The organism is Nonomuraea pusilla, from assembly GCF_900109355.1.
GTDB lineage: Bacteria > Actinomycetota > Actinomycetes > Streptosporangiales > Streptosporangiaceae > Nonomuraea > Nonomuraea pusilla.
The window spans coordinates 99,140-124,380 of sequence record NZ_FOBF01000020.1 but is presented as its reverse complement, the minus strand read 5'-3'; the positions used below and the strand labels follow the sequence as shown (position 1 = coordinate 124,380).

20 protein-coding genes are annotated in these 25,241 nt (G+C 74.0%); 13 read left to right on the top strand and 7 right to left on the bottom strand.

All coding sequences use genetic code 11. From position 1 onward, the window contains the following. Positions 1-55 precede the first annotated feature (55 nt). Together BMX74_RS32760 and BMX74_RS32755 are read left to right on the top strand one after the other, a co-directional pair. Entirely contained in the window at positions 56-1,096 is a 1,041-nt protein-coding gene (locus BMX74_RS32760) for a serine hydrolase domain-containing protein (RefSeq protein WP_091104434.1), read from the top strand. Between the two features lie 39 nt (positions 1,097-1,135). Continuing rightward, on the top strand, positions 1,136-2,323 hold the full coding sequence (locus tag BMX74_RS32755; protein ID WP_063792331.1) for an acyltransferase family protein: 1,188 nt from the start codon (positions 1,136-1,138) through the stop codon (positions 2,321-2,323). On the opposite strand, the gene dhaL is transcribed toward BMX74_RS32755, so the two are convergent. Both dhaL and BMX74_RS32745 read right to left on the bottom strand, forming a co-directional pair. Then, on the bottom strand, positions 2,286-2,909 hold the full coding sequence (dhaL, locus tag BMX74_RS32750; protein ID WP_055509509.1) for a dihydroxyacetone kinase subunit DhaL: 624 nt from the start codon (positions 2,907-2,909) through the stop codon (positions 2,286-2,288). The two genes, BMX74_RS32755 and dhaL, sit on opposite strands and share 38 nt — an antisense overlap. Positions 2,910-3,019: 110 nt before the next feature. Then, complete coding sequence (locus BMX74_RS32745) at positions 3,020-4,435, bottom strand: FAD-binding oxidoreductase (protein ID WP_091104432.1); 1,416 nt, start codon at positions 4,433-4,435, stop codon at positions 3,020-3,022. A gap of 105 nt (positions 4,436-4,540) precedes the next feature. Between BMX74_RS32745 and BMX74_RS32740 the strand changes: the two genes are divergently transcribed. The 10 genes from BMX74_RS32740 (at position 4,541) to BMX74_RS32695 (ending at position 18,974) form a co-directional block, all read left to right on the top strand. Further along, positions 4,541-5,038 (top strand): GNAT family N-acetyltransferase, encoded by a 498-nt coding sequence (locus BMX74_RS32740; protein ID WP_082535588.1) that lies wholly within the window; start codon positions 4,541-4,543, stop codon positions 5,036-5,038. Further along, positions 5,038-8,541: an ATP-binding protein gene (locus tag BMX74_RS32735; protein ID WP_091104430.1), complete on the top strand. Its 3,504-nt coding sequence runs from the start codon at positions 5,038-5,040 to the stop codon at positions 8,539-8,541. The genes BMX74_RS32740 and BMX74_RS32735 overlap by 1 nt, the downstream gene beginning before the upstream one ends. Positions 8,542-8,636: 95 nt before the next feature. After that, on the top strand, positions 8,637-9,161 hold the full coding sequence (locus BMX74_RS32730) for a DUF305 domain-containing protein (RefSeq protein ID WP_063792332.1): 525 nt from the start codon (positions 8,637-8,639) through the stop codon (positions 9,159-9,161). A 98-nt stretch (positions 9,162-9,259) separates the two neighbouring features. Further along, complete coding sequence (locus BMX74_RS32725) at positions 9,260-10,966, top strand: hypothetical protein (protein WP_143078841.1); 1,707 nt, start codon at positions 9,260-9,262, stop codon at positions 10,964-10,966. A 109-nt stretch (positions 10,967-11,075) separates the two neighbouring features. Continuing rightward, the gene (locus tag BMX74_RS32720) at positions 11,076-11,774 is read left to right on the top strand and encodes a FadR/GntR family transcriptional regulator (RefSeq protein WP_091104429.1); all 699 of its coding nucleotides are present in this window, start codon (positions 11,076-11,078) and stop codon (positions 11,772-11,774) included. Positions 11,775-11,792: 18 nt separating this feature from the next. Next, on the top strand, positions 11,793-13,043 hold the full coding sequence (locus tag BMX74_RS32715; RefSeq protein ID WP_055508791.1) for an ABC transporter substrate-binding protein: 1,251 nt from the start codon (positions 11,793-11,795) through the stop codon (positions 13,041-13,043). Continuing rightward, on the top strand, positions 13,040-13,936 hold the full coding sequence (locus BMX74_RS32710) for a carbohydrate ABC transporter permease (protein WP_236715112.1): 897 nt from the start codon (positions 13,040-13,042) through the stop codon (positions 13,934-13,936). The genes BMX74_RS32715 and BMX74_RS32710 overlap by 4 nt, the downstream gene beginning before the upstream one ends. Next, entirely contained in the window at positions 13,933-14,742 is an 810-nt protein-coding gene (locus BMX74_RS32705) for a carbohydrate ABC transporter permease (protein ID WP_055508794.1), read from the top strand. Before BMX74_RS32710 ends, BMX74_RS32705 begins: the two co-directional genes overlap by 4 nt. Beyond that, positions 14,743-17,745 (top strand): glycoside hydrolase family 38 N-terminal domain-containing protein, encoded by a 3,003-nt coding sequence (locus BMX74_RS32700; RefSeq protein WP_055508795.1) that lies wholly within the window; start codon positions 14,743-14,745, stop codon positions 17,743-17,745. It begins immediately after the preceding gene. After that, entirely contained in the window at positions 17,742-18,974 is a 1,233-nt protein-coding gene (locus tag BMX74_RS32695) for an enolase C-terminal domain-like protein (RefSeq protein ID WP_055509515.1), read from the top strand. The genes BMX74_RS32700 and BMX74_RS32695 overlap by 4 nt, the downstream gene beginning before the upstream one ends. Before the next feature lie 21 nt (positions 18,975-18,995). On the opposite strand, the gene BMX74_RS32690 is transcribed toward BMX74_RS32695, so the two are convergent. The 5 genes from BMX74_RS32690 to BMX74_RS32670 all read right to left on the bottom strand — a co-directional run bounded on the left by BMX74_RS32690 (position 18,996) and on the right by BMX74_RS32670 (position 23,391). Continuing rightward, entirely contained in the window at positions 18,996-19,886 is an 891-nt protein-coding gene (locus BMX74_RS32690; RefSeq protein ID WP_091104427.1) for a hypothetical protein, read from the bottom strand. Continuing rightward, entirely contained in the window at positions 19,877-20,329 is a 453-nt protein-coding gene (locus tag BMX74_RS32685) for a peptidase inhibitor family I36 protein (protein WP_143078840.1), read from the bottom strand. Before BMX74_RS32685 ends, BMX74_RS32690 begins: the two co-directional genes overlap by 10 nt. Before the next feature lie 145 nt (positions 20,330-20,474). Further along, positions 20,475-21,245, bottom strand: a complete 771-nt coding sequence (locus BMX74_RS32680; protein WP_055508802.1) for an SDR family NAD(P)-dependent oxidoreductase — start codon at positions 21,243-21,245, stop codon at positions 20,475-20,477. Further along, a complete protein-coding gene (locus BMX74_RS32675; protein ID WP_055508804.1) occupies positions 21,242-22,255 on the bottom strand; it encodes a DUF4432 family protein in 1,014 nt (337 codons plus the stop codon). The genes BMX74_RS32680 and BMX74_RS32675 overlap by 4 nt, the downstream gene beginning before the upstream one ends. After that, positions 22,252-23,391 (bottom strand): hypothetical protein, encoded by a 1,140-nt coding sequence (locus BMX74_RS32670; protein WP_055508806.1) that lies wholly within the window; start codon positions 23,389-23,391, stop codon positions 22,252-22,254. Before BMX74_RS32670 ends, BMX74_RS32675 begins: the two co-directional genes overlap by 4 nt. 142 nt (positions 23,392-23,533) lie before the next feature. On the opposite strand from BMX74_RS32670, the gene BMX74_RS32665 reads away from it, so the two are divergent. Further along, the gene (locus BMX74_RS32665) at positions 23,534-25,144 is read left to right on the top strand and encodes an ABC-F family ATP-binding cassette domain-containing protein (RefSeq protein ID WP_055508807.1); all 1,611 of its coding nucleotides are present in this window, start codon (positions 23,534-23,536) and stop codon (positions 25,142-25,144) included. The last annotated feature ends 97 nt before the right edge of the window (positions 25,145-25,241 follow it).

Below are 25,241 nucleotides of genomic sequence, written 5' to 3'. Positions count from 1 at the left end.
CCTCCCCGCCCCGGGGTACCTCTGGAGGAGACCTGCGGAGCGGGAGGGCGGGGCCATGACCCTGATCGTCGAGGCCAGGCGCGCGGTGGCGGTGGTCCTGTCGGGAGTGGTGGCGCTGGCGCTGTGGGCGCCCCCGCCGGCCGCCGCGGGCGCCGCCGACGTCCAGGACCGCGTCAACGCCGCGCTCAGGAAGTGGATGACCGCCAACGGCGTGACCAGCGCCGGGCTCGCGGTCATGCGCGACAACGAGCTGGCCGGCTCGTACGGCTACAACCAGATCTCCGCGGAGACGCCCAGGAACGTGGCCTCGCTGTCGAAGGCGATCACCGCGGTGTGCGTGATGTCGCTCATCGACGAGGGACGGCTGCGGTTCGACACGCCGCTGCGCTCGCTGCCGCGCAGCTTCCAGTACGCCGTCGGCCGCTGGCGGACCAGGATCATCGGCGGGATCACCATCGAGCAGCTCTTACGGCACACCAGCCGCATCACCTACGACCCGACGCAGGACGGGCTCAAGGGCGTGCCGAACGCCGCCTCCTCCGACAGGACGCTCGTCCGAACGGCCCTGTCCAAGCCGCTCGGCCCCTCAGGCGAGCACTACAACAACATCAACTACGCGATGCTCGGCCTGGCCATCCAGTCGATCACCGGTGAGCCGTACGAGACGTACTGCAGGCGGAAGGCGCTCGCTCCGCGCGGGGCGGCGGGCGCGAGGATCGGGCCGGGCACCCGGGCGATGGGCGCGTTCGGCGGCTGGGAGATCTCGGCCGTCGAGTACGCGACGTTCGCCAGGGCGTTCGATCCGCGGGCCCGGCTGCTCAGCCCGGCGGCGCACGCGTTCATCAGGGCGAAGGCGAGCACGCAGCGGGCCACGCCGGCGCTCGGCGTGTACGTGGTCCGCACCAACGGCGGCTACAACCTGTTCCACCACGGCGACTGGCGCTCGCCGTACACGTCGCCGAAGGAGTTCAGTGCGTTCTTCGCGATGTGGGACAACGGGATCTCCGTCGTCGTCACGTACGACAGGAACGTCACGGACGCCGCGCGCGGGGCGCTCGACAACGCCCTCCGCGAGGCCGCCTACAGCAGGGGATGACCGGCGAGCCGCCTAGCCGTTCGCATAGGGTCAGGCGGGATGGCCCCGACTGCTTCCCGGCTGGCCTGGCTGGACGCCCTGCGCGGGCCGGCCGCGCTGGCCGTCGCGCTGCACCACTCCGCCTGGACGTTCATCCCCGACGTCTGGGCCCACGTCGACAGCAGGATCGACGTCGGGACCTGGGGCGTGTTCGTCTTCTTCCTGGTCAGCGGCTACATCATCCCCGCCTCGCTGGAGCGCGGGCGCGACGTGCGCGCCTTCTGGACCGGCCGCGCCTTCCGCCTGCTGCCCCTGCTGGCCGCCGCGCTCGCCCTGGCGCTCCTGCTGGCCGCGTACGGCGCGTTCGACCCGAACCCGGGCCTCGCCCGGCGCCCGCCCGCGGTCGTCGCCTTCGGCAACCTGACGATGCTGCAGGAGCTCCTCGGCGTCCCCGCCGTCATCGGCGTCATGTGGACCCTGTCGTACGAGCTGGCGTTCTACCTGATGACGGCCGGGCTGTTCGCGGTCGGGCAGGAACGCAGGTCGGCCGGGGTGGCTGTCGCGCTGGCGGTGGCCGCCGTCCCGCTCGGGCCGCTGCTGCCGAGGGCGGTGGTCAACGGGGACGTCCTCGCCGTGCTCCTCGGCGTGGCGGTGCTCGCGGCGATCGCCGCGTCGGCGCTGGCGCGCGGCACGGCCGGCCGGGTCGCCGCCGTCGCGGGCGGGCTGCTCGGCCTGGCGCTGGTGGTGCTCGGCAGCAGGATCGGCGCCTGGCAGGGGCTGACGATCCTCGCGGCGATGTTCGCCGGCACCGCCGTGCACCGCGCGGAGCAGGGCGTGATCAGGTGGCGCACCGCCGTCGTGGCCGTGCTCGCCGTGCTGGTCTGCGGCGCGCCCGCCAAGGACGATCCCGGTTGGGCCCCCGCCCTGCTGCTGGCCGCCGCCTGCTTCGCCGGGGCGTTCGCGCTGCGGCGCAGGAGGTTCCCCCGGTGGCTCGCCCACCTGGGCGTGATCAGCTTCTCGCTCTACCTGCTGCACCCGCTGCTGCTGCGCCTGGCCCCCAGCCTGCCAGTGTTCTTCGCGGTGCTGGTGCCGCTCGCGTACCTGACGCACCGGCTGATCGAGGCGCCCGCGCAGCGCCTCGGCAGGCGGCTCGCGCGGGCGGCGTCCGGCGGGCGGGGAACGCGCCCGGTCGCCTCCGCAGGCTCCGAGGTCACCGGTCCGCCACCTCCGCCAGGGCGCGGAAGATGAGCGCCGTGGACGTCGCCCCCGGGTCCTGGTGTCCCTGGCTGCGGGGGCCCAGGTAGGAGGCGCGGCCCTTGCGGGCCACCATCGGGGTCGTGTCCCGCATGCCCGCCTCGGCGCCGTCGGCCGCCGCCCGCGCCGCGCCCGCCAGGTCGGCGCCGTCGCGCAGCGCCGCCTCGAACGCGTCCAGGGCCGGGCGGTAGGCGTCGACGATCGTCTTGTCGCCGGGCTCGGCCGTGCCGAGGCGCTGCACGGCCTCCAGGCCGGCGGTGAGGCCGGCGAGCAGCTCCTCGGGGCTGACCTCGGGGGAGGCGAGCGCCTTGCCCGCCGCGCGGAACGCCGAGCCGTACAGGGGGCCGGACGCGCCGCCGACGGTCGACACCAGCGTCGTCCCCGTCTTCGTCAGCACCTCGCCGACCGTGCTCCACCGCGCGGCGTCCAGGGCGGCGACGACGGCGGTGAAGCCGCGCCGCATGTTGATGCCGTGGTCGGCGTCGCCGATCGCCGCGTCGAGCCGCGTGAGCTGGTCGGCGTGCGCGGCGACGGACTCGGCGATGGCGCGTACCCAGGCGAGGGCGGTGTCGGTGTCCACGTGCGTGCTCCTGTCGTGGCCCCGGCCGGGGCCGGGGCTGTCGGGACCTGTCATGTAGTGTCCGACGAAGCCGCGCCCGATGACCACTCCCCGCTCCGCGAGCCGCGCGTTCAGTGCGACCGGGTGACCTGCGGCAGGCGCGGCACGACGTGGCCGAAGCGGAACAGGTCCGCCGGGTCGTAGACGTCGCGCAGCCTGGACAGCCGCACCAGCGTCTCCTCCTGCCAGACGCGGGCGATCCGCTGGGGGGCGAGCGCGCCGCCCTGGAAGTTCAGCAGCGCCCCGCCCGTCCACCAGGGGGCGGCCGCGTCGGCCACCGCCCGCACGGCGGCGGGGACGGCGGTCTCCATCAGCTCGGGCACGGGCGCGCCCAGCACCAGCAGGGAGAACGCCCCGTCGCGCCCGCCGACGGCGTTCGGCTCCTTCGGCTCGCGGGCCAGGGCGCCGCCGAGCTGGCGCAGCTCCACCATGGCGAGCGGCACCTGCGCCTGCGGCCCGGCGGCGGCGAGCAGCGCGTCCACGGTCTCGGCGGTCAGGTCGCGCAGGAGCATGCCGTGCTCGGCGGTCACCGGCAGCGGGTCCACGGGGTCGCGGTGGATGGAGTCGACCGCCGCGTACGGGATCGTCCCGACGGCGTCGAGGACGGGCTCGGCCACGGCTCGCATGGGCGCGAGCAGGGCCTCGCCCTCCTGGGCGGCGCCGACGTGGGCGAAGCGCAGGTGCACGGTGAAGCGGCCGCGCAGCTGCGGGGGCAGCTCGGGCAGCGGAGGCAGGCGCAGCATCGCCACCGAGGTCGTGACCGACTCGGGCAGCGTGGCCGCCCACTCGCGGTAGGCGTGCAGCACCGGCGCGGCGTCCTCGGCGGCGTAGTAGAGCCCGCCGGCGTAGAGCTGGGTCAGGGGGAGCAGGTCCACGGTGATCGAGGTGACGACGCCGAAGCCGCCCTTGCCGCCGCGCAGCGCCCAGAACAGGTCGGGCTCGGTCGCCGCGTCCACGGTGCGCGTCACGCCGTCGCCGGTCACCACGGTGATGCGGCGGACGTGGTCGGCGGCGAAGCCGAACGTCCTGGAGATCGGGCCGATGCCGCCGCCCAGCGTGAAGCCGACGACGCCGACGCCGGTCGCCGCCCCGCACAGCGGGGCCAGCCCGTACGGCGCGGCGGCCGCGATGACGTCCGACCAGACGCAGCCGGCGGCGACGGTCGCGGTGCGGCCCGTCGGGTCGACGCCGACGTCGCGCATGGCGCGCGTGCTGACGAGCAGCGCCCCGTCGGCCGCCTGGACGGCGCCGTGCCCGGTGGCCTGGACGGCGACCGGCAGCCCGTGGGCGCGGGCGTACCGGACGGCGGCGGCCACGTCCTCGGCGCGGGCGGCGGCGACGATCAGGGCGGGCCGGTGCCGTACGGCGAGGTTGAATCCGGCGGCCTCCTCCTCGAACCCGGCCTCCCCGGGCGCGAGGACGGCGCCCGCGACCTCGCCGCGCAGCACGTCGAGGGGGGAGATCGGGGTGTTCATGGTGTTGTCCATGCGGTCAGTTGTCGCATCCGGCGCTTGGGCGTCGCTGCAGCGCGGTTCCAGGCCGTCCAAGCGGGTTCCTAGCGGGGCCCAAGAGGGGGGTCGCACGCTGGGGCGATGCCAAGGTCATCCGATCCGGACCCCCGGCGGGAGCCCGGATCGAGCACGCTGCTGCTGCGCGAGGTGCCCGCTCACCTGGGGGCGGCCCCGGCACTGCTCAGGTCTCCGCTGCTGGTGGCGCTGCGCGAGGCGCCGGCGGCCAGGTGCCGGCTGTACGTGCTGGCCGACGTCGCCGCGCCGGCGGCGGCGCCGCCGGTGGCGGGAGCGCTGGTGGAGGTGGGGGAGCCGGCGTCGGGCCGGTCGGCGCTGCTGCGCGCGCTGGCGGTGGAGCCGGGCCACAGGAGGCGCGGGCTCGGGCGGCGGCTGCTCGCCGACCTCCTGACCGAGCTGCGGGCGGACGGCGTGCGCGCGCTGCGCTGCCGCGCCGACCCCGGCGACGGCGGCCTCGCCGGCCTGCTGGAAAGGGCCGGATTCACCGTTACCAGTCATGCGGCATCTGAGTATGATGTGCCGAATATCCGGCATAGGGCTGTTTGGCTCGTTCGGGAGTTGTGATGCGGGCGAGTGCCGACGAGACGCGGGTTCCGGCGCCGGACCCCGGCGGCCGAGCCGGGCCGACGGCGCCCCTCCTGGACTTCCGCATCCTCGGCACGCTCGAAGTGCTGGGCCCCGGCGGGGCCGCGCTCGACCTGGGATCACGCAAACAGCGCGCCGTGCTGGCGCTGCTGGTGCTGAACGCCCCGCACGTCGTGCCGCTCGACCAGCTCATCGACCGGCTGTGGGCCGACGAGCCGCCGTCCAGCGCCACTGGAACGCTCCAGGCGTACATCTCACACCTGCGCAAGACGCTGGAGCCGCACCGCAGCCCCCGCACGCCCGCGCGGGTCCTGCGGACGAGGGAGCCGGGCTACCTGCTCGACGTCGAACCCGGTCAGGTGGACGCCCACCGGTTCGAGCGGGCCGCGGAGGCGGCGCAGGCCGCGCTCGCGGCGGGCGACCCGGCAGGGGCCGAGCGGCTCCTCGCGCCCGCCCTCGCGGAGTGGCGCGGCGAGCCGCTGGCCGACCTGTCCGACGAGCCGTTCGCCAAGTCCACGATCGCCAGGCTGGGCGGCGTGCGCGTGTCGGCGCTGACGGCGCGGGCCGAGGCGTGGCTGGCGCTGGGCCGGGCGGCCGAGGCCGCCGCCGAGGCGGAGCAGCTGCTCGCGCGTGACCCGTACCGGGAGGGCCTGTGGGGGCTGCTGATGCGGGCGCTGTACCGCGACGGCAGGCAGGCCGAGGCGCTGACCGCGTACCAGCGCTGCCGCGCGCTGCTCGCCGACGAGCTGGGCCTCGCGCCGGGCCCCGAGCTGCGCAGGCTGGAACAGGCCGTCCTGCACCAGGACGAGTCGCTGCCGGGGCCGTGGCCGGCGGGCGTGCCCCGCCCGGAGGAGCCGCCCGCGCGACAGCCCGCCGCTGGTCAGACCACCGCCGGTCAGACCGGCGCCGGTCAGATGGGCACCGGGCAGGCGGGTGCCGGGCAGGTCGGCAGGGTGCTGGTCGGGCGCGAGCCGCACCTGCGCAGGATCGGCGAGCGACTCGACGACCTCGGGCGCGGCGCGGGCGGCGTGTTCCTCGTGTGCGGCGAGTCGGGCGTAGGCAAGACCCGCCTGGCCGAGGCCGCCGCCGAGACGGCGGCGGAACGCGGCGTGGACGTGGCGTGGAGCCGGTGCGTCGACGGCAACGGCGCCCCCGCGTTCTGGCCGTGGATCCAGGCGCTGCGGGCGCTGCCCGGCGAGCCGCAGCGGCTCGCCCACCGCCTGTCGGAAGGCTCGGACGCCCCCGCGGCCGAGGGCTCCGCCGACCCGGACACCGCCCGCTTCCTGCTGTACGACGCCGTCGCCCGCGCCCTGGCCGGGCAGGCCGCCGCCGCGCCCGCGCTGATCGTCATGGAGGACCTGCACTGGGCCGACGCGGCGTCGCTGAAGCTGCTCACCCACCTCGGCGCGGACCTGCACCGGGTGCCGCTGCTGGTGCTCGCCACGGTGCGGCAGGAGCCGGGAGGCGGCAGGCAGCCGTTCGTCGAGGCGCTGGGCGAGCTGGCCAGGCAGAGCGGCACCGAGCGGATGAACGTCGCCCCGCTCACGCCCGAGCAGATCGCCGACTACCTGCGGGCCGCCGGCCGGTCCGCCGCCGGGCCCGAGCTGGCCCGCGCGCTGCACGACCGCACCGGCGGCAACCCGTTCTTCCTGGGGGAGCTGCTGCGCCTGCTCACCAGCGCCCACCCGGGGGACCGCGTCGAGGTGGCGGACGTGGCCGGGCTCGCCGTGCCCGACGGCGTGCGCGACGTGATCGGCCAGCGGGTGTCCAGGCTGCCGGAGGACACGCAGACGCTGCTGCGCGCCGCCGCCGTCATCGGCAGGGACGTGGACGCCGACGTCCTGGAGACGGCCACGGGCATCGGCGGCACCCGCCTGATGATGCTGCTCGAACCGGCCGTGGCCACCGGCCTCCTCGTCGAGGTCGAGGGCGGGTGGGACTACCGCTTCTCGCACGCGCTCGTCCAGGAGGCGCTGTACTCGGGGCTGAGCCGCAGGCAGCGGGCGCAGCTCCACGGCCGCGTCGGCGAGGCCGTCGAGACGCTGTGCCACGGCGAGGTCGCCGCGCGGCTGCCCGCCCTGGCGCACCACTTCGGGCTGGCCGCCCGCGCCGGGTACGCGGACAGGGCGGTCAGGTACGCGGTCGAGGCGGCGCGGCAGGCCGGCGCCCGGCTGGCCTACGACGAGGCCGTCATGTACTGGGAGCAGGCGCTCGACGCGTGCGCCGCGGGGCCCGCCGACACCCGCTGCCCGATCCTCATCGGCCTGGGCCGGGCGATGCGGGTCACGGGCGACGTGGTGGGCGCGCGGATCGTGCTGGACGAGGCCGTCACGCTGGCGACCGCGCTCGGCGACGACGCCGCGGTCATCGAGGCGGCGAGCGTCTTCGGCGGCATCACGCTGTGGAACTGGCGCTCGTACGGCGTGGTGGACCAGCGCATGGTGAGCGTGCTGGAGGACCAGCTCGCCCGGCTCGACCCCGTGGCGGTGGCGACCCGGGCGGAGCTGCTGGGCACGCTCGGCGTGGAGCTGTACTACGGGGAGCGCCGCGAGGAGGGGCGGCGGCACGCGCTGCGGGCGGTGGAGCTGGCGAGGGGGCTGGGCGACCCGCGGCTGCTGGCCCGCACGCTGAACAACTTCCTCATCGCGTCGCAGATGCCGGAGCGCGACGAGGAGCGGCACCGGGCGGCCGAGGAGATCCTCACCCTGCCGGGGCTGCCGCGCGCCACCGAGCTGATCGCCCGCATGCATCGGATGCCGGGGCTGCTCAAGTGGGGGCGGCTCGCCGAGTACGACGCCGAGCTGGCCCGCTGCCTGCGCATGACGGCGGAGGTGCGCATGCCCGAGTTCGAGACGCAGGTCGGGTTCGCGGCGACGGGGCGTGCGGTGCTGGCGGGCGACTGGGCGGAGGCGGAGCGGCTCGCGGCGCGGGCCGCCGGCAGCTACAGCCGTACCAGCCTGTGGGGCGCGGACGCGTTGAAGCTCATCGGCGGGTTCTTCATCGACAGGGGCAGGGGGCTGCGCAGCCCGCTGCTGCCCGAGCTGGTCGAGTGCGGGGCGGACGAGTCGAACCTGCCGCTGCGGCCGACGGCCGTCCTCGCCGCCGCGGAGTCGGGGGACCACGCGCTGGCGCACCGGCTGATGGACCGCTGGGGCGTGGCGATGCCGCGCGACTGGACGTGGCAGTTCGTGGCCTGGCAGTGGGGGCTGGTGTCGGCCATGCTGGGCCGTCCGGACCCGGAGGACCTGCTGGCCGACCTGCTGCCCATCGCCCACGAGTTCGTGACGATGGGCACGGGCTGCGTCTCGTGGGGGACGCTGCACGACGTCGTGGCGATGCTCCTGCACCGTACGGGGGATGTGGAGGGGGCGCGCGCGCACGCCAGGTCGGCCCGCGACGTGCACCGGGCCCTGGGGCTGCGCCACCTGGAACGCGCGAGCGCGTCGCTGCTGCGCAGGCTCGGAGCCGCGCCGGCGCCCTGACCGGACGGGAGTCGCCGGAGGCTTGCGCGACCCCGCGATTCGCGTAACGCTTAGGAAGCTTTCCTTTTTAATGGCGACGGTCCCCGGGGGTTCCGGTGAGACGACTGCTGGTCGTGACCCTGGCGCTGCTGCTGGCGCTCGCCGCGTGCGGGCGTGAGCCGGAGGCGCCGCTCAACGCCGAGGACGTGATGTTCGTCCAGATGATGGTCCAGCACCACCGGCAGGGCATCGCCCTGGCCGCGCTCGGCGCGTCCAAGGCGGCCTCGCCCGAGCTCAGGACGCTGACCGCGGCCGTACAGGCCACCCAGCAGGACGAGGTCGAGATGATGCTGCGCTGGCTGCACGCCTGGGGCCAGCCGCTCACCGCGCCCTCCGGCGCCCACGACCACCACGGCGGCATGCCGGAGACCGACGCCACGAAGATCAGGGCGCTGAAGCGGTCGCGCTCCTTCGACCGCGACCTGGCGACCCTGCTGATCTCCCACCAGGGCGACGCGGTCCGCATGGCGGGGACCGAGCTGTCCGGCGGCGCCAACCCCGAGGTCAAGGCGTGGGCGGAGCGGGTGCGGGCGTCCAGGGACGCCCAGATTGAGCAGCTGCGCGGCCTCCTCGCCCGCTGAGCGGCGCTCAGTGGCGGGGGGAAACTCCAAGATCACAAGGTTCTCCAAGCGCGTTCCAAGGCGGCGGGAAGACGCTGCGGCGAAAAACTGGAGTGCGCGTGTTGAGGACGATGGGGACGGCGCTGGCCGCCCTCGTGATGGCCACGGGCGTGCTCGCCGCCCCCGCCTGGGGGGCGAGCGGAGCCGTCGCCGTGAAGGTGGAGAGACCGCGGGCGCTGCCCGCGCAGTACGAGGGCGGTTGCCCCGCGACGACCGAGTTCGTGGCCCGCGTGTCGGTGCGCGGCGCGACCCGGATCACCTACCGCTGGGTGCGTGGCGACGGCGGCAAGGGCCCGGTCAGGACCGTGGGCGTGAAGGGCGGCGCCGTGCTGCTGCGCGACGTCCGGACGTTCGGCTCCAGCACCTCGGGCTGGCAGGCCGTACAGGTGCTGAGCCCGCGCAGGACGACGTCGGCGAGGGCCCGCTTCGCCGTCACCTGCCTCACGCCGGGCAAGGTGACGACGTCGCAGCCCGGCGCCGGGGAGCGGGTCAGCGCGTACGTCGCCGCCCCCGAGCGGTACGAGGGCGCCTGCCCGCTGCCGGGGCACCGGGTGACGTTCACCGGCACGATCAAGGGCGGGGCCGTGCGCTACCGCTGGGTGGACAGCGACGGCGGGCCGCAGCCGGCCGAGCGGCTGCTGTCGGGCACCCGGGTCACCTCGACCCGTACGTTCCTGGCGAGCGCTTCCGGCACCAGGCACCTGGAGGTGCTCGACGCGGCCGGCCGGGTGATCCACCGGTCGAACAGCGTCGCCTACCAGGTGACCTGCAGCCGGCCGCCGCAGGAGGACCCGGCGCGGGCCGCCGTCACGAGCCCGCGCGTCATGCCCGACTCCTACCAGGGCCCCTGCGCCGGGCCGCTGGAGTTCGGGTTCCAGGCCGAGCTGGCCGTCACCAAGCCGACCAGGGTGACGTACCAGTGGGTCAGGAGCGACGGCGTGAAGGTGCCCGGCGAGATCGAGCTGAAGGCGGGCGACCTCACCGCGAGCATCGCCATGGTCTGGAAGGTGGCGGAACCGGCGAAACTGCCGCGCGGCTCGGCCAGGCTCCAGGTGCTCACCCCGAACGCGGCCACGACGGTGCCGGTGGCGTTCACCATCACCTGCGGCGCCGACGTCGAGCTGGGCGACACCGCCGTCAGCATGTACAGCCCGCAGAACGCCCCCTGCGCCATGACCGGCAACCCGTACTGGGCGACGGCCGCGGTCAGGGTCAAGGCCCCCGCGGGGACGGAGGCGTCCTACCGCTGGCGCTGGGCCGACGGCGGCTACACCCGGGCGCAGGACGTGACGCTCCTGGAGGACCAGACGCTCAGGTACACCTGGCCGGTGCGCTTCAGCAAGGTCGGTTCGGCCTGGCTGGAGGTGACGACGGCGTCCGGCGTGGTGAAGAGCAAGCCGGCCGAGGTCTCCGTGATCTGCGACGGCAAGCCGCCGGTGGACGCGGGCGGCACCGTCGTCGCGGTCGAGGGCAAGGTCACGCCCGACGACTACCAGGGCGCCTGCCCGACGACGTTGACCTTCAGCGTCACCATCACCGTCTCCGCCCCGTTGAAGGAGCCGGTCCGGTACGTCTGGTTCTACGACAACAGCACGGGAAGCGGCGTGGAGGAGCTCTCGTTCCCCGAGGGCGGCCCGCTGACGAGGACCGCCACGGTGACGTACCACCCGCAGAAGTCCACGGTGAAGAGCACCGGCTGGGTGGAGGTGCTGAGCCCGACGACGATGTTCTCCGACCAGGTGTCCTACAAGGTCACCTGCTCCTGACCGTCCCCCGCGATCTCTGAGGCGCCCGGCTCGTCGCCGGGCGCCTCGCCGCGTCTCCGGCGGGAACGACCATGGACTCCCGTGCCGAGAAGTGATTAGATCACTTGATATGTCCGAGGTTTCGCGGCCCACGCTCTCCGACGCGCTGACCGAGCGCATGCTGGAGCTCATCCGTACGGGAGGGCACCGGCCCGGCGACAGGCTGCCCTCGACGAGGGAGCTGTCGCAGCGCTTCGCCGTCACCACCCCGACCCTGCGCGAGGCGCTGCGCAGGCTGGAGGCCACCGGCGCGATCGAGCTGCGGCACGGCTCCGGCATCTACGTCGGCGCCGACATCGAGCGCGTCGTCCTGCCCAACCCCAACATGCGCGAGATGCGCGCCGCCCAGCTCCTGGAACTGCTCGGCGCCCGCATCGTCATCGAGCCGCCGCTCGCCGCCATGGCGGCGCGCCACGCCTCCGGCGAGGAACTGGCGGCGCTGCGGCGGGTGCTCGCCGAGGCGGGCACCCACCTGCGCGGCGAGGACGCCGAGCTGCACGACGCGAACATGGCCTTCCACGGCGAGACCGCCCGCGCCGCGGGCAACGGCGTCCTGCACCAGGTCGTCGACTCGCTGCTCACCGTCCACGCTCCCGAACAGCGGGAGATCCTCCAGATCTTCGACGACCGGCGCCGCGACTACGAGGAGCACCTGGCGATCCTGCAGGCCATCGAGGCGCGCGACCTCTCGGCGGCCGAGGAGCGCATGCGGGCCCACCTGGTCGAGGTGAAGACGGTCATCGAGCACAGGTTGCAACCCCCCGAGTGAGAACGAGGAGGCCGGCCCATGTTCCGGTCACGTGTGGCCACGCTCGGCGTGGCGGCGCTCGTCCTGGCCGCCTGCGGCGCGAACGACGCCGCGGAGCCGAAGAAGAAGACCGAGTTGACGCTGTACAACGACAAGGGCGCCTGGAGCAAGTACTTCGAGGAGATGGGCGCCCTGTCCAGGCAGGCCATCGGCCTCGGCATGAAGCCGTCAGGCTACACCGACTCCGCGCAGTACCAGGCGTTCGTCAAGGCGTCGTTCCGCACGGACGTCAAGCCCGACCTGTTCACCTGGCAGACCGGGGGGATGCTGGAGGAGATCGTCAAGCAGCGGCAGGTGGCCGACACCACGGCCGTCTGGCAGGAGGCGATCAAGGCGGGCGACCTGTCGCAGGACCTCGCGCCGTACTACACCGTCGGCGGCAAGCAGTACTGCGTGCCGCTGAACGTCGCCTACTGGGGCATGTTCTACAACAAGAAGATCTTCGACAGGTACGGACTGAAGCCGCCCGCCACCTGGGACGACCTGGTCGGCATCGCCGAGACGCTGAAGAAGAACGGCGTGAAGGCGTTCTACCACACCAGCGTGCTGTTCTCGTTCGTCTGGTTCGAGCAGCTCATGGCCGGCACCGACCCCGACCTGTACGACCGGCTGTCCACCGGCAAGGCCAAGTACACCGACCCCGGCGTGGTGGCGGTGATGGAGCGGTGGAAGGCCCTCATCGACGCCGGCTACTTCATCAACCCCGGCGACAAGACCGACCCCGGCGACGTGCTGAAGAACGGCAAGGCCGCCATGGTGTCGTTCGGCACCTGGTTCAACACGAGCATGACGCAGCGCGAGATGAAGGCGGGCGCCGACTACGGCTTCTTCGTCATCCCCAACGTCAACCCGGCGCTGCCCAAGACGTCCATGATCTTCGAGAGCGGGCCGCTCTGCGCGCTCGCCGAGGCGGCCGACCCGGACGCGAGCATGAGGTACCTGAAGTGGTGGACCACCGCCCAGGCGCAGGAGAAGTGGGCCACCACCAGGGGCGACGTGAGCGCCAACCCGAAGGTGGCCATCGCCGACCAGGCGCTCGGCGCCGTCACCAAGGACGCGGGCAGCGGCACGTACCGCCTGGTCAACCGCTACTTCGAGGCCACGCCGCCGCCCGTGCTGACCGCCGCGCTCGACGGGTTCGGCGCGTTCGTCACCGAGCCCGGCACGTACAAGGAGGTCCTGGAGGGCATCCAGAAGGCCGCCGACGACTACTGGAGCACGCACCAGTGAGCGCGGTCCTGAGCGACCGCTCGGACCGGGCGGCGGGGCGGCGCGCGGGAAGCGCCCGCCGCCCCCTGCTCGGGCGGTTCGCGCACGGCTACGTGGCGCCCGCCGCCCTGCTGGTCGCGGGCCTGCTGTACGCGCCGTTCCTGTGGACGGCGTACCTGAGCCTCACCCGCTACGACGGGCTGGAGTCGCCGGAATGGGTGGGCCTGCGAAACTTCGCCAGGCTGCTCGGCGACCCGGCGCTGCTCACCTCCGTCCGCAACACGCTCATCTGGGTGGCGGGCACGATGCTGCTGCCGGTCGGCGTGGGCCTGCTGGTGGCGGTGCTCTCGTACGACATCAGGGGCGGCGCCTGGTTCCGGCTGCCGTTCATGCTGCCGTACGCGCTGAGCGGCGCCGGGCTCGCGGTCGTGTGGAGCCCGATCCTGTCGCACGACGGCATCGCCAACAGGCTGCTCGGCGTCGACACCGCGTTCCTGCAGGTGGCGCCGCACAACACGCTGGCCATGCTCCTTGTGTGGACGTGGCAGCAGGTCGGCGTCAACACGCTGCTGTTCGTCGTCGGCCTGCAGTCGATCCCGAAGGAGCCGGTGGAGGCGGCGCGCATCGACGGCGCGTCGGGCTGGCGGCTGTTCCGCCACGTCATCTGGCCGCTGATGGCGCCGCTCACGGCGGTCGTCGTGGGGCTGGCGCTGGTGGCGAGCCTGAAGACGTTCGACATCGTCTGGGTGATGACCCAGGGCGGCCCGGGACGCAACTCGGAGACGCTCGCCGTGACGATGTACCGCGACACGTTCGTCGCCAGTGAGTACGGCTACGGCTCGGCCGTGGCGGTGCTGCTGACCGTCGTCACGGGCCTCGCGTCCTACCTCTACCTGAGGAGGCAGGTGCGGTGATCAGGCGTGCCGTGCTCGTGCTGCTCGGGCTGGTCTGGCTCGGGCCCACGTACCTGCTGGTGGTCAACGCCGCGCGGCCCGCGGCCGACTACGACCCGGCGCGGGCCTGGGCGCCCTCGGGCGAGTTCGCGCTGTTCCGCAACTTCGCGCGGGCGCTGGAGGGCGCGCGGCTGGCCGACAGCCTGGCGAGCACCGCGCTCTACGGCGTCGTCTCGCCCCTGCTCGCCGTCGTCATCGGCGCCCTGGCCGGGTACGCCATCGTCGTGCTGCGGCTGCGCCACGGGTTCCGGTGGTTCCTGCTGATCTTCGGTGGCACCGTCGTCCCTTCGCAGATGCTGCTCGTGCCGCTGTTCGTCGGCTACAGCGACGCCGGCCTGTACGACAGCCGCTTCGGCATGGTGCTCGTCTACACGGGGATCAGCGTGCCGCTGGCCGCGTTCGTGCTGCGCAACTTCTACACCGGCGTGGCCTTCTCGATCTTCGAGGCGGCCCGCATGGACGGCGCGTCCACCTTCCGGATCTTCTGGCGCATCTACCTGCCGCTGTCGCTCAGCGCGCTCGCCGCGGTCTTCATCCTGGAGTTCACCTTCGTCTGGAACGACCTGATCTTCGGTCTGGCGCTCACCCGGACCGAGACCGTGCGGCCGGTCATGACCGCGCTCGCCGGCCTGATGACCGACGTGTACGCGGGCACCCCCGTCCCGGTCGGCCTGGCCGCCGGCCTGGTGGTGTCGCTGCCGACAGTCGTCCTCTTCCTCGCCACCCAGCGCCTCTTCGCCCGAGGCCTGTCCCTAGGGAGTGTGTGAATGACCAGCCGGTTGCTCCAGCGGAGCCTGGGGAGCCCCGACTACGACGGGATCAGGCAGGCGCTGCGCGACGGCACCTCGACCCCCGTGATCAGCCTGCGCGGGCTGGAGGTGCGCGTGTCGGTGCTCCCGCTGTTCACGCACGACGGCCGGCAGGCGGTACGCGTGACCAGCACCGAGCCGCTGACCCACGTCCTCGTGGACGCCGACAGCGCCACCGGCTCCGACGTGACGCTGCTCGTGCCCGAGCACGACGCGCCGCGCGTCTACACGCTGGAGTCGCGCGACGACGCGGGCGTCGTCGGCACCGCCAGGGTCACGGTCACACCGCAGCGCAGGTGGACGGTGTTCGTCGTCCACCACTCGCACCTCGACATCGGCTACACCGACCCGCAGGGCACGGTGCTGCGCCACCACCTCGACTACCTCGACGCGGCGCTGCGCCTGGCCGAGGAGACCGCGTCCTGGCCGGACGACGCGCGGTTCCGCTGGACCGTCGAGTCGTCCATGCCGGCGCTGAGGTGGCTGGACGCGCGGCCCGCCGACCAGGTGGAGTCGTTCGCGGCGCACGCCCGCGAAGGCGCCATCGAGGTGACGGCGCTGCCGTTCCAGCTCCACACCGAGGCGTGCTCCACCGAGGAGCTCTACCGCCAGCTCCGCTTCACCACCCGGCTGCGGCGCCGGTACGGCTTCGCCACCAGGTCCGCCATGCACACCGACGTGCCGGGCGCCGTCGTCGGCCTGGTCGACGCGCTCGGCGCGGCCGGGGTCCGCTACCTGGCCGCCGCGCACAACTGGGCCGGACGGTCCGTGCCGTACCTGCACGGCGGCGAGAAGCTGACCCGGCCGTTCCGCTGGCGGGCGCCCAGCGGGAACGAGCTGCTGGTGTGGTTCACCGACACGCCGCACGGCATGGCGTACATGGAGGGCAACACGGTCGGGCTGACCGACTCGTACGAGCTGGCCGAGGACCTGCTGCCGCGCTACCTGTCGGCGCTGGCGACGCGCGGCTACCCGTACGGGCCGGGCACGTTCGGCTGGCAGGGCCCGGACGCGCCGCGCGAGCCGTACGAGCTGGACGTGCTGCACCTGCGGGTGCAGGGAGCGCACGCCGACAACGCGGGCCCGTCGATCGTGCCCGCCTCGATCGCGCGCCGCTGGAACGAGCGGTGGGCCTACCCGCGCCTGCGCTCGGCCGTGAACAGCGACTTCTTCGAGCACGTCGAGGAGCGCCACCTCGACCGGCTGGCCGTGCACGAGGGCGACTGGACCGACTGGTGGGCCGACGGGCTCGGCTCGGGCGCCCGCCCGCTCGGCTACGTCCGCAGGGCGCAGTCGGCGCTGCGCGCCGCCGAGACGCTGTACGCGATCGCCGGGGTGGACGCCTCGGAGGCGGTCGAGGCGGCGTACGACAAGGTGGCGCTGTTCAACGAGCACACCTGGGGCGCGGCCAACCCGTGGGAGGACGCCGAGGAGGCGGGCGACTCGGGCGGCCTGCAGTGGACGCGCAAGTCGTCGGGCGCCTACCAGGCGCAGGACGACGCCGCCGACCTGCTGCACGCGGCGGCCCGCAGGTTCGCGGCGGCCCTCTCGGAGTCGGGGCCGGCGGGTGACGCCCTGGCGTCGTTCGCCGTCTTCAACCCGGGCACGGCCGCGCGCACCGACGTCGTGCGGGCCTTCCTGCCGAGGGACGTCGTGGCCCTGGACGTGCCGATCGCGCTGGTCGACACCCGCACCGGCGAGACCGTGCCGCACCACGAGGAGGTCGTCGACCCCGACGAGTGGCCGACCAGGCCGATCGGCAGGCACGTCGAGGCGGTGCTGCGGGACGTGCCGGGGGTGGGGCACGTCCGGCTGGACGTCGTCCCGGGGCGGGAGCAGGCGCCCGAGCCCGCCGCGCTCGGCGGGGACGCCGTCATCGAGAACGAGTTCTACCGGGTGGCCTTCGACGTCAGGGAGGGCTACGTCAGCTCCGTCTTCGACAAGGCGGCCGGGCGCGAGCTGGTCAACGCCGACGCCGCCGCCGGCTTCGGCCAGTACGTCCACGACAGGTACGCCACCGCGCCGCACTTCAACCACCTGTCGGGCCACGTCGGCGCGCACGACCGCACCCTGCTGGGCGACCGCGACATCGGCAGGAACGCCACCGTCGTGAGGGCGCGCCGCACGGCCGTCGGCGAGGAGCTGGTCGTGGAGCTGCGCGGCAAGGGCGTCGACTGGCTGCGGGTCACGCTGGAGCTGCGGCGCGGCGTGCCCCGGCTGGACCTCACGTACCGGCTGGCCAAGCAGGGCACGCCGGCCAAGGAGGCGGTGTTCCTCGCGTTCCCGTTCGCGGCCGGGGCGGCGACCGCCTGGGAGCTGACGGGCGGCGTGGGCGGCCCCGGCGTGCCGAGGGTGCCGGGGTCGGCGGAGTACATGCTGCCCATCAGGCACTGGATCGCGTTCGAGGACCCCGAGCTGACCGTCGCCTGGGCGACGCTGGAGGCGCCGCTCGTGCAGCTCGGCACCATCCACATGCCGTACGCGCCGTTCCCGCCGACGCTCGACGAGGAGCCGGGCACCGTCTACTCGTGGGCGCTCAACAACATCTGGGACACCAACTTCCCCGCGCAGCAGCAGGGCGAGACGACGTTCCGCTACGCCGTCGCCTCGGCCGCAGGGGCGCCGGGGCGGCGGCTCGGCGAGCTGGCCGCGGCGGGGCTGACCGAGCCGTTCGTCGCCGCCCTCGTCACCGGCGGCCCCGAGAGCGCCACGTATGCCTCGGTGGACCACCCCGACGTGCTCGTCACCTCGATCGGCAGGGCGGGCGACGAGCGCGTGGTGCGGCTGCGCTCGCTCGCCGCCGATCCGGTGCGGGTCAGGGTGCGGGTGCCTGGGCTGCTCGCCGCCCGCGTCAGCGCCGGGCTCGACCACGACATGGAACCACTGGACGTCGAGGGCGAAACGGTCGAGGTGCGGCTGCCCGCCTGCGGCGTGGCCGCCGTCTGGGGGACGTGCGCGTGAAGATCGTGGACATCCGGGCCACCACGGTCGCCGTCCCGCTGGAGGCGCCGCTGCGGCACAGCAACGGCGCCCACTGGGGCCGCTTCGTCCGCACCCTCGTGGAGGTCGAGACCGACAACGGGCTGGTCGGCCTGGGGGAGATGGGCGGCGGCGGCGAGAGCGCCGAGGCGGCGTTCCGCGCGCTCCTGCCGTACCTGAAGGGGCACGACCCGTTCCAGGTGGAGGCGCTGCGCTTCAAGATCGCCAACCCGACCGCCTCCCTCTACAACAACCGCACCCAGCTCCTCGCCGCCCTGGAGTTCGCCTGCCTCGACCTCGTCGGACGGCACCTCGGCGTGCCCGTCTGCGACCTGCTGGGCGGGCGGCTGCGCGACGCCGTGCCGTTCGCGTCGTACCTGTTCTTCCGGTACGCCTCCGACGGCCACGGCGAGATCCGCACGCCCGACCAGCTCGTCGCCCACGCGGGCGAGCTGAAGGCGGCGCACGGGTTCACCGTCCACAAGCTCAAGGGCGGCGTGTTCCCGCCGGACTACGAGCTGGAGTGCTACCGGGCGCTCGCCGCCGCCTTCCCCGGCGACCGGCTGCGCTACGACCCGAACGCCGTGCTGTCGGTCGCCGAGGGCCTGCGCTTCGGCAAGGCCATCGAGGCACTGGACAACGACTACCTGGAGGACCCCGTCTGGGGCCTCGAAGGGCTCAGGGCGGTGCGCGAACGCGTCAACGTGCCGCTCGCCACCAACACCGTCGTGGTCAACTTCGAGCAGCTCGCCTCCAACGTGCTGCGCAGGGCCGCCGACGTCGTGCTGCTCGACACGACGTTCTGGGGCGGCGTCCGGCCGTGCGTGAAGGCGGCGGGCGTGTGCGAGACGTTCCAGCTGGGGGTGGCCGTCCACTCGTCGGGGGAACTGGGGGTCCAGCTCGCCACCATGCTGCACCTCGGCGCCGTGCTGCCGAACCTCACGTACGCGGCCGACGCGCACTACCACCAGCTGCGCGACGACGTGATCGAGGGCGGCAAGCTGGCGTACCGGGACGGCGCCATCGCGGTGCCGTCCGGGCCGGGGCTCGGCGTGCGGCTGGACAGGGAGCGGGTCGCCCGCTACGCCGAGCTGTACAAGGAGACCGGCGGCTACCCGTACGACCGCGACCCCGGCCGGCCCGGCTGGTACGCGACCGTCCCGAACGAGCGCTTCGCCGACCCGTCCGTATCGCTGGACGTCTCCGGCTGAGCTCCCCGCGCCGGCACGGCGCTAGCCGCGCCGCCCGCCGAGGACCTGGGCGGCGCGGCCGAGCCGGTCGAGCAGGTTGTCGCGCAGCCGGGCGAACCGCTCCGGGTTGTCGCGCACGACCGCCCGCTGCAGCTCGGCGTCGGCCGTGTACCAGGCGGAGACCAGGCCGGAGGCCCACTTGCACATGGCGTCGGCCGTCGCCGTCCGCTTCTCCTCCTCCGTCACCTTCTGCCCGTCGAGGTTCCAGCGGCGGTCGGCGATGGCCGCCTCCGGGTCGGGGTAGGCGTAGCCCTCCTGCGTCATGCACGACCGCCAGCGCTCCTCCGCCGCCGCCACGGCGGGCCGCTTGGCCGCCTGGTCCAGCGTCAGGGAGTCCTGGAGCGCCAGCCACGCCCAGTCGGCCTTGCGCGAGCCCCGGTCCAGCGCGAGCGAGGCGCGGTCGAGGCAGCCGCGGTCGGCGGCGGTGCCGTACAGGCGGAGCCGCGCCGGCTTCGGCAGCGCGGCCGCCCACGCGGCGGACGAGCCCCGCGACGAGGGGCGGTCCAGGTGGTAGCCGTGGCGCCGGGCGGCCGCCGTGTCGACGACGCCGTACCTGCGGGCGTTGCCGGGGTCGGCGGTGGCGGCGGTGGCGTCCTCGGTGGGCGGGCTGACGTCGAGGCCGTTCTCCGCCATGCAGCGTCCCACCAGCATGCCGTGGGCCCGGCCGAGCAGCGCCCGCTGCGCCGGGTTCGGCTTGTACGAGTCGAACGGCAGCACCAGGTCGGAGACCGAGCCGATCCGGCTGGACGGCGTGGCCGCGGGCGGCGCGGACGCGGCGCACGCGGCCGACGCCAACGTCCCCGCGAGCGCGAGCGCGAGGGGGAGCGGCGGCGGGGTCGGAAGGCCGGCGGGCCGGCCGCGGGTCAGGCGCACCAGATGTCGAGGGAGCTGGCGCGGTTGTTGCCGACGGAGTTGTTGGCGAGGAAGCCGTCGTTCGCGCCGTCGGCGAACGTGCTGTGCGCCCCCGTGTAGCCCGGGTACTGCCACAGGGTGACGGTGCACCCGGCCCGGTTCCTGACGGAGCTGGCCTCGTCGTCCATGCTCTGGCCGGTGCCGGCGAAGTCGCCGTCCAGCCAGATGTTGTCGGACAGGTCGGAGTCGTCGCCGATGAAGTCGTGCCAGCGGTCCTCCTCGCCCCGGTTGAAGTCGAAGCTCGCGTACAGGCAGACGCGGCCGGCCGCGCAGGTGGCGCGCGGGCTCGCCGAGGCGGGGCCGGGCACGGCCACCAGCGCGGCGGCGGCCGCCAGGGCCACCCAGGTGGATAGGGCCTTGAAGGGCCGGCCCTGCGCGGACCGGGCCCGTGTGGACGCTCTCACGGCCCCACTGGTACCAGCCGCCCCGCCCGCCGCCCGCCGCCGTTGACGCTTTCCTTGCCGTCCCCTTGCCGTGCCCTGCCGTGTCCTGCCCTGCCCTGCCCTGTCCTGCCGTGTCCGGGCCATGCCCGGCGTTCCCGGGCCCGTGTCAGTCGGGCAGCGCCGCTGGGTTGCGGGCCAGCAGCCCGCCGTCCACGCGGTGCTCCGCCCCCGTGATGAACGACGAGCGCGGCCCGGCGAGGAACGCGACGAGCTCGGCGACCTCCTCCGGCCTGGCGACCCGGCCCAGCGGATGGGCGCGGCCCCACCGCTCCACCTGCTCGTCCTGCGTCAGCGGCCCCCTCCACAGGTCGGCCGCCCAGCGCAGCATCGGCGTGTCCACCGAGCCGGGGCACACGACGTTCACCCGGATGCCGTCGGCGGCGTGGTCCAGCGCCATCGCCCTGGTCAGGCCGTTCAGCGCCGCCTTGCTCGCCGTGTACGCCGCCACCCGCGCCTGCGACGCGAACGCCTGCACCGACGACACCACCACGACGGACCCGCCGCCGCGCGCCCGCAGCGCGGGCACGGCGGCCCGGCAGGTGAGGTAGACGCCCTTGAGGTTGACGTCGAGCACCTCGTCCCAGACCTCCTCGGGGGTGTCCTCGACCGTGCCGTACCGCTGGACGCCCGCGCACGTCACGACCGCGTCGAGCCCGCCGAACCTGGACACCGCCAGGTCCACCAGCCCCTGCGTGTCGGCCGCGCGCCGTACGTCGGCGACGACGCCCACCACCTGCCCGGTGTCGCGCGCGGCCCCCTCGTCCGCGCCGCAGAACACCACCGACGCGCCGTCGGCGGCCAGACGGTCCACGACCGCCCTGCCGATGCCCGTCGAGCCGCCCGTGACCAGCGCCACCTTCCCCGCGAACTCGCTCACGCCACCACCTCCGCGCGCCATCGCGACACCTTCGTCCCGTACGGGGCCAGCAGCAGCGCCGTGCCGTTGGACACCGCCGCGGCCAGGCCGCCGGTCGGCATGCCCGCGAACGGTTCGAGGCCCACCGTGTACGCCCGTCCCCACCAGGGATACCCGGTGGACGCGCCGAGCTCCTGCCACATCCACAGGTACGGCATGAGCGTCGCGTCCCACTCCACGCGCATGCCGACGTCCGCCCTGACCTCGTACCAGCCGGTGGCGGGGAAGCCTGTCAGGTAGACGATGTCGCTCGGGCCGCCCGGCTCGGGCACCACGCTCAGGTCGGTCTCGCCGCCCGCGTCGGCGGGCACGACCGGCCAGGCCCAGGGGCCGCCGGCCCGCACCCTGCGGCGCGGCGGGGTGATCGGGGTCTCGTGCGGGACGACGCTCACGCCGTCCGGCAGCCTGATCGTCGCGCCAGGCCGCAGGAACGGCCTGCCGAACACGAGGTGCTGGCCCCACATGGCGTGCAGCGCCACGCCCGCCTCGTTCGACGCGCGCCCCTCGACCTCCAGCGCCGCCGTCCCCGCCGCCAGCCTGAACGTCTTCTCCAGCCGGTACGGCAGCCGCCGCGTCCGCACGGTGAGGCGTACCGCGACCTCCTGCTCGGAGTCGGCGACGACGGCGCAGTCCCACGGCAGCCCGGACACCTCGCCGTGCTGGGCCAGCCGCGCGCCCCGGTACTCGCAGGGCGCGCCCCCGTTGGGGAAGACCTCCTGCCAGCCGCCCTCGTAGTGGTCGGTGAAGGCGGCGACGTCGTCGGCGGCGCCGTGGAGGTGACCGCGCGGGTCGCGCAGCCCCTGGGGGGACAGCCACACGAGGTCGGTGTCGGTCGGCTTGTGGAGGAACTCCACCACGTCGCCGCCCTTGCCCGGCAGGACCGTGACGCGCAACCGCTCGTTCTCCAGCACGACCGCGTCCAGCCCCTCGACGACGACCCGGCGCAGCCGCGCCCCCCAGTTGCGCCTCACTCGAAGCTCACGTCGATGAAGCGGGGCCGGTAGATCGACACGTCCCGGTAGTGGTCGGTGTTGACGAAGCTGTTGACGTTGTACGACACCACCAGCCCCTGCCCGGCGACGTCGGGGTGGGCGTGCGCGTTGTAGGTGAACACGTTCCCGCCGGTCTCGGGGGTCGTGTAGACGACCTGCCTGCCGGTGAACGGGCCGGCGGGCGAGCACGAGAAGGAGGCCACGATGCGCGGGCTGAGCACCTCGGTCGTGTCGTGGGTGATCAGGACGTACCCCCGCCCCAGCCGGCTGACGCTGTACTCGTTGGCCACGCCGCTCATGATCCGCGCCGAGTCGCCCTCGTCCGGCGACCAGGTGCCGTCGGCCTTCAGGAACTCCCAGTCGCCGAGCAGGCTCTGCCCCTTCACCCGGGCGACGTGCATGTACTTGGGCGAGCCGAGGTCCTCGACGCCGTAGACGTAGGTGAAACCGCCGTCCTTGAGCAGCCCCGAGGCCCAGGACACCCCGTGCCCCGACGGCAGGTCGTGCACGCTGACCGGCCGGTCGAGGCGGCCGGGGGCGAACCTGGCGACGACGTTCCTGTGCCAGCGCCAGTCCCACGCGCCGGGGCCGAACCGCTCGTACTCCTGGTAGGTGACCTCGACCAGGCCGCCCGCGAGGGTGGCGTCGCCCGCCCAGAACCAGTGGTCCTCGTCGCGCGGCGGCATCACGGCGGCGGGCCGCTGCTCGGTGCCGCCGTGGATGGTGGAGAGCCTGCCGTCGCGCTCGACGGCGAAGGAGTTGTTGAGGAAGACGGTGGTGCCGCCCTCCTCCACCACGGGGGGCCGCGAGCCGTCGGGGTCGACCTGGCCGAGGAAGGTGTCGGAGAACACCCACAGTTCGCGCCCGCTGGGCAGGCGCAGGGAGTACGTGCCGTCGGCGCCCGTCCAGTCGTCCAAGCGGCTGTTGTCGTTGCCGTACGCGGTGAACAGGCCGGTCAGCCGGGCGTCCACGGCCGCGCCCGCGACGGTGCGCACGCAGCCGTCCGCGGCGGCGGGCGGCGGCTGGGGAGGCGCGGCCGAGGCGGGCGGGCAGGCGACGGACAGTGCGAGGACGGCGGCGACCAGGGGGGCGAGGGCGGAGCGCAAACGCGACATGACACGTCCCTAGGGCTGGGGGTTCCCTACAGTTCTAGTCATTAGATCACTTGGTGTCCAGGGTGCCCTCCTGCCGCCGGTGCCGGGCGGGCGGCGGGAAAACCGGGTGAAAGGGCGGGGTCGCAGTCGATACCCTGCGCCAATGGGTCACGTCGAAGTAGGACATCTCACGTACGTGCTGCCCGACGGGCGGCCCCTGCTCGACGACGTGTCCTTCCGCATCGGCGAGGGCGTCAAGGCGGCGCTCGTCGGGCCCAACGGCGCGGGCAAGACCACCCTCATGCGCCTGATCGCGGGCGACCTCCAGCCGGTCGACGGCAGCGTCGCCAGCTCCGGCGGCCTGGGCGTGATGCGGCAGTTCATCGGCAGCGTGCGCGACGGCAGCACCGTACGCGACCTGCTGCTGGGCGTGGCGCCCCCGGCGGTGCGCGCGGCGGCGGAGCGGCTCGACGCGGCCGAGCTGGTGATGATGGAGCGCGACGACGAGAAGACGCAGATGCGTTACGCGCAGGCCATCAGCGACTACACCGACGCGGGCGGCTACGACATCGAGGTGCTCTGGGACACCTGCACGGTGGCGGCGCTCGGCGTGCCGTTCGAGCGGGTGAAGTACCGCGACGTCTCGACGCTGTCCGGCGGCGAGCAGAAGCGGCTCGTGCTGGAGGCGCTGCTGCGCGGCCCCGACCAGACGCTGCTGCTCGACGAGCCCGACAACTACCTCGACGTGCCCGGCAAGGAGTGGCTGGAGCGGCAGCTCAGGGAGACGCCCAAGACGGTGCTGCTGGTCAGCCACGACCGCCAGCTCCTCGCGAACGCCGCCGACCGCATCGTCACGGTCGAGTCGGGCAACGTCTGGATCCACGGCGGCGGTTTCGCCACGTACGCCGAGGCGCGCAAGGCCCGCAACGAGCGCCTCGACGAGCTGCGCAGGCGCTGGGACGAGGAGCACGCGAAGCTCAAGGCCCTGGTCAACATGCTGAAGAACAAGGCCAGGTACAACGACGGCATGGCGGCCGCCTACCACGCGGCGCAGACGCGGCTGCGCAAGTTCGTGGAGGCGGGCCCGCCTGAGGTGGCGCCGAACGACCAGCAGATCAGCATGCGGCTGAAGGGCGGGCGCACCGGCAAGCGCGCGGTGATCTGCGAGGGGCTGGAGCTGACGGGCCTGATGCGCCCGTTCGACCTGGAGGTCTGGTACGGCGAGCGGGTGGCGGTGCTCGGCTCGAACGGCTCGGGCAAGTCGCACTTCCTGCGGCTGCTGGCCGGGGAGCCGGTGGCGCACGCGGGCGTCGGCCGGCTGGGCGCGCGCGTGGTGCCGGGGCACTTCGCCCAGACGCACGCGCGTCCCGACCTGCTGGGCCGCACGCCGGTCGAGATCGTCATGACGGAGCACGCCAGGCTGAAGAACGAGGCGATGAAGACGCTGGCCCGCTACGAGCTGGCGGGCACGATCGCCGAGCAGCGCTTCGAGACGCTGTCAGGGGGCCAGCAGGCCCGCCTGCAGATCCTGCTGCTGGAGCTGTCGGGCGCGACCCTGCTGCTGCTGGACGAGCCGACCGACAACCTCGACCTGGCCAGCGCCGAGGCGCTGCAGGCGGGTCTCGACGCGTTCGACGGCACGGTGCTGGCGGTGACGCACGACCGCTGGTTCGCGGCCGACTTCGACCGCTTCCTCGTCTTCGGCTCCGACGGCGCCGTCTACGAGTCGCCCGAGCCGGTCTGGGACGAGAAGCGGGTCGTCCGGCAGCGCTGACCCGGCGGGGCGCGGAGCGTCGGACGGGACGCGTTAAAGAGTTGGTACGGCTGGCGCGTGTCCCGCGCCCGGAGTGTCCGGGCGCGGGTTATCACGG

What these genes read in the sequence shown, in the direction of transcription:
- BMX74_RS32760 (WP_091104434.1), top strand. Translation starts at nt 56, where the DNA reads ATGACCCTGATCGTCGAGGCCAGGCGCGCGGTGGCGGTGGTCCTGTCG.
- BMX74_RS32755 (WP_063792331.1), top strand. Translation starts at nt 1,136, where the DNA reads ATGGCCCCGACTGCTTCCCGGCTGGCCTGGCTGGACGCCCTGCGCGGG.
- BMX74_RS32745 (WP_091104432.1), bottom strand. Translation starts at nt 4,435, where the DNA reads ATGGACAACACCATGAACACCCCGATCTCCCCCCTCGACGTGCTGCGC.
- BMX74_RS32740 (WP_082535588.1), top strand. Translation starts at nt 4,541, where the DNA reads ATGCCAAGGTCATCCGATCCGGACCCCCGGCGGGAGCCCGGATCGAGC.
- BMX74_RS32735 (WP_091104430.1), top strand. Translation starts at nt 5,038, where the DNA reads ATGCGGGCGAGTGCCGACGAGACGCGGGTTCCGGCGCCGGACCCCGGC.
- BMX74_RS32720 (WP_091104429.1), top strand. Translation starts at nt 11,076, where the DNA reads ATGTCCGAGGTTTCGCGGCCCACGCTCTCCGACGCGCTGACCGAGCGC.
- BMX74_RS32715 (WP_055508791.1), top strand. Translation starts at nt 11,793, where the DNA reads ATGTTCCGGTCACGTGTGGCCACGCTCGGCGTGGCGGCGCTCGTCCTG.
- BMX74_RS32700 (WP_055508795.1), top strand. Translation starts at nt 14,743, where the DNA reads ATGACCAGCCGGTTGCTCCAGCGGAGCCTGGGGAGCCCCGACTACGAC.
- BMX74_RS32670 (WP_055508806.1), bottom strand. Translation starts at nt 23,391, where the DNA reads ATGTCGCGTTTGCGCTCCGCCCTCGCCCCCCTGGTCGCCGCCGTCCTC.
- BMX74_RS32665 (WP_055508807.1), top strand. Translation starts at nt 23,534, where the DNA reads ATGGGTCACGTCGAAGTAGGACATCTCACGTACGTGCTGCCCGACGGG.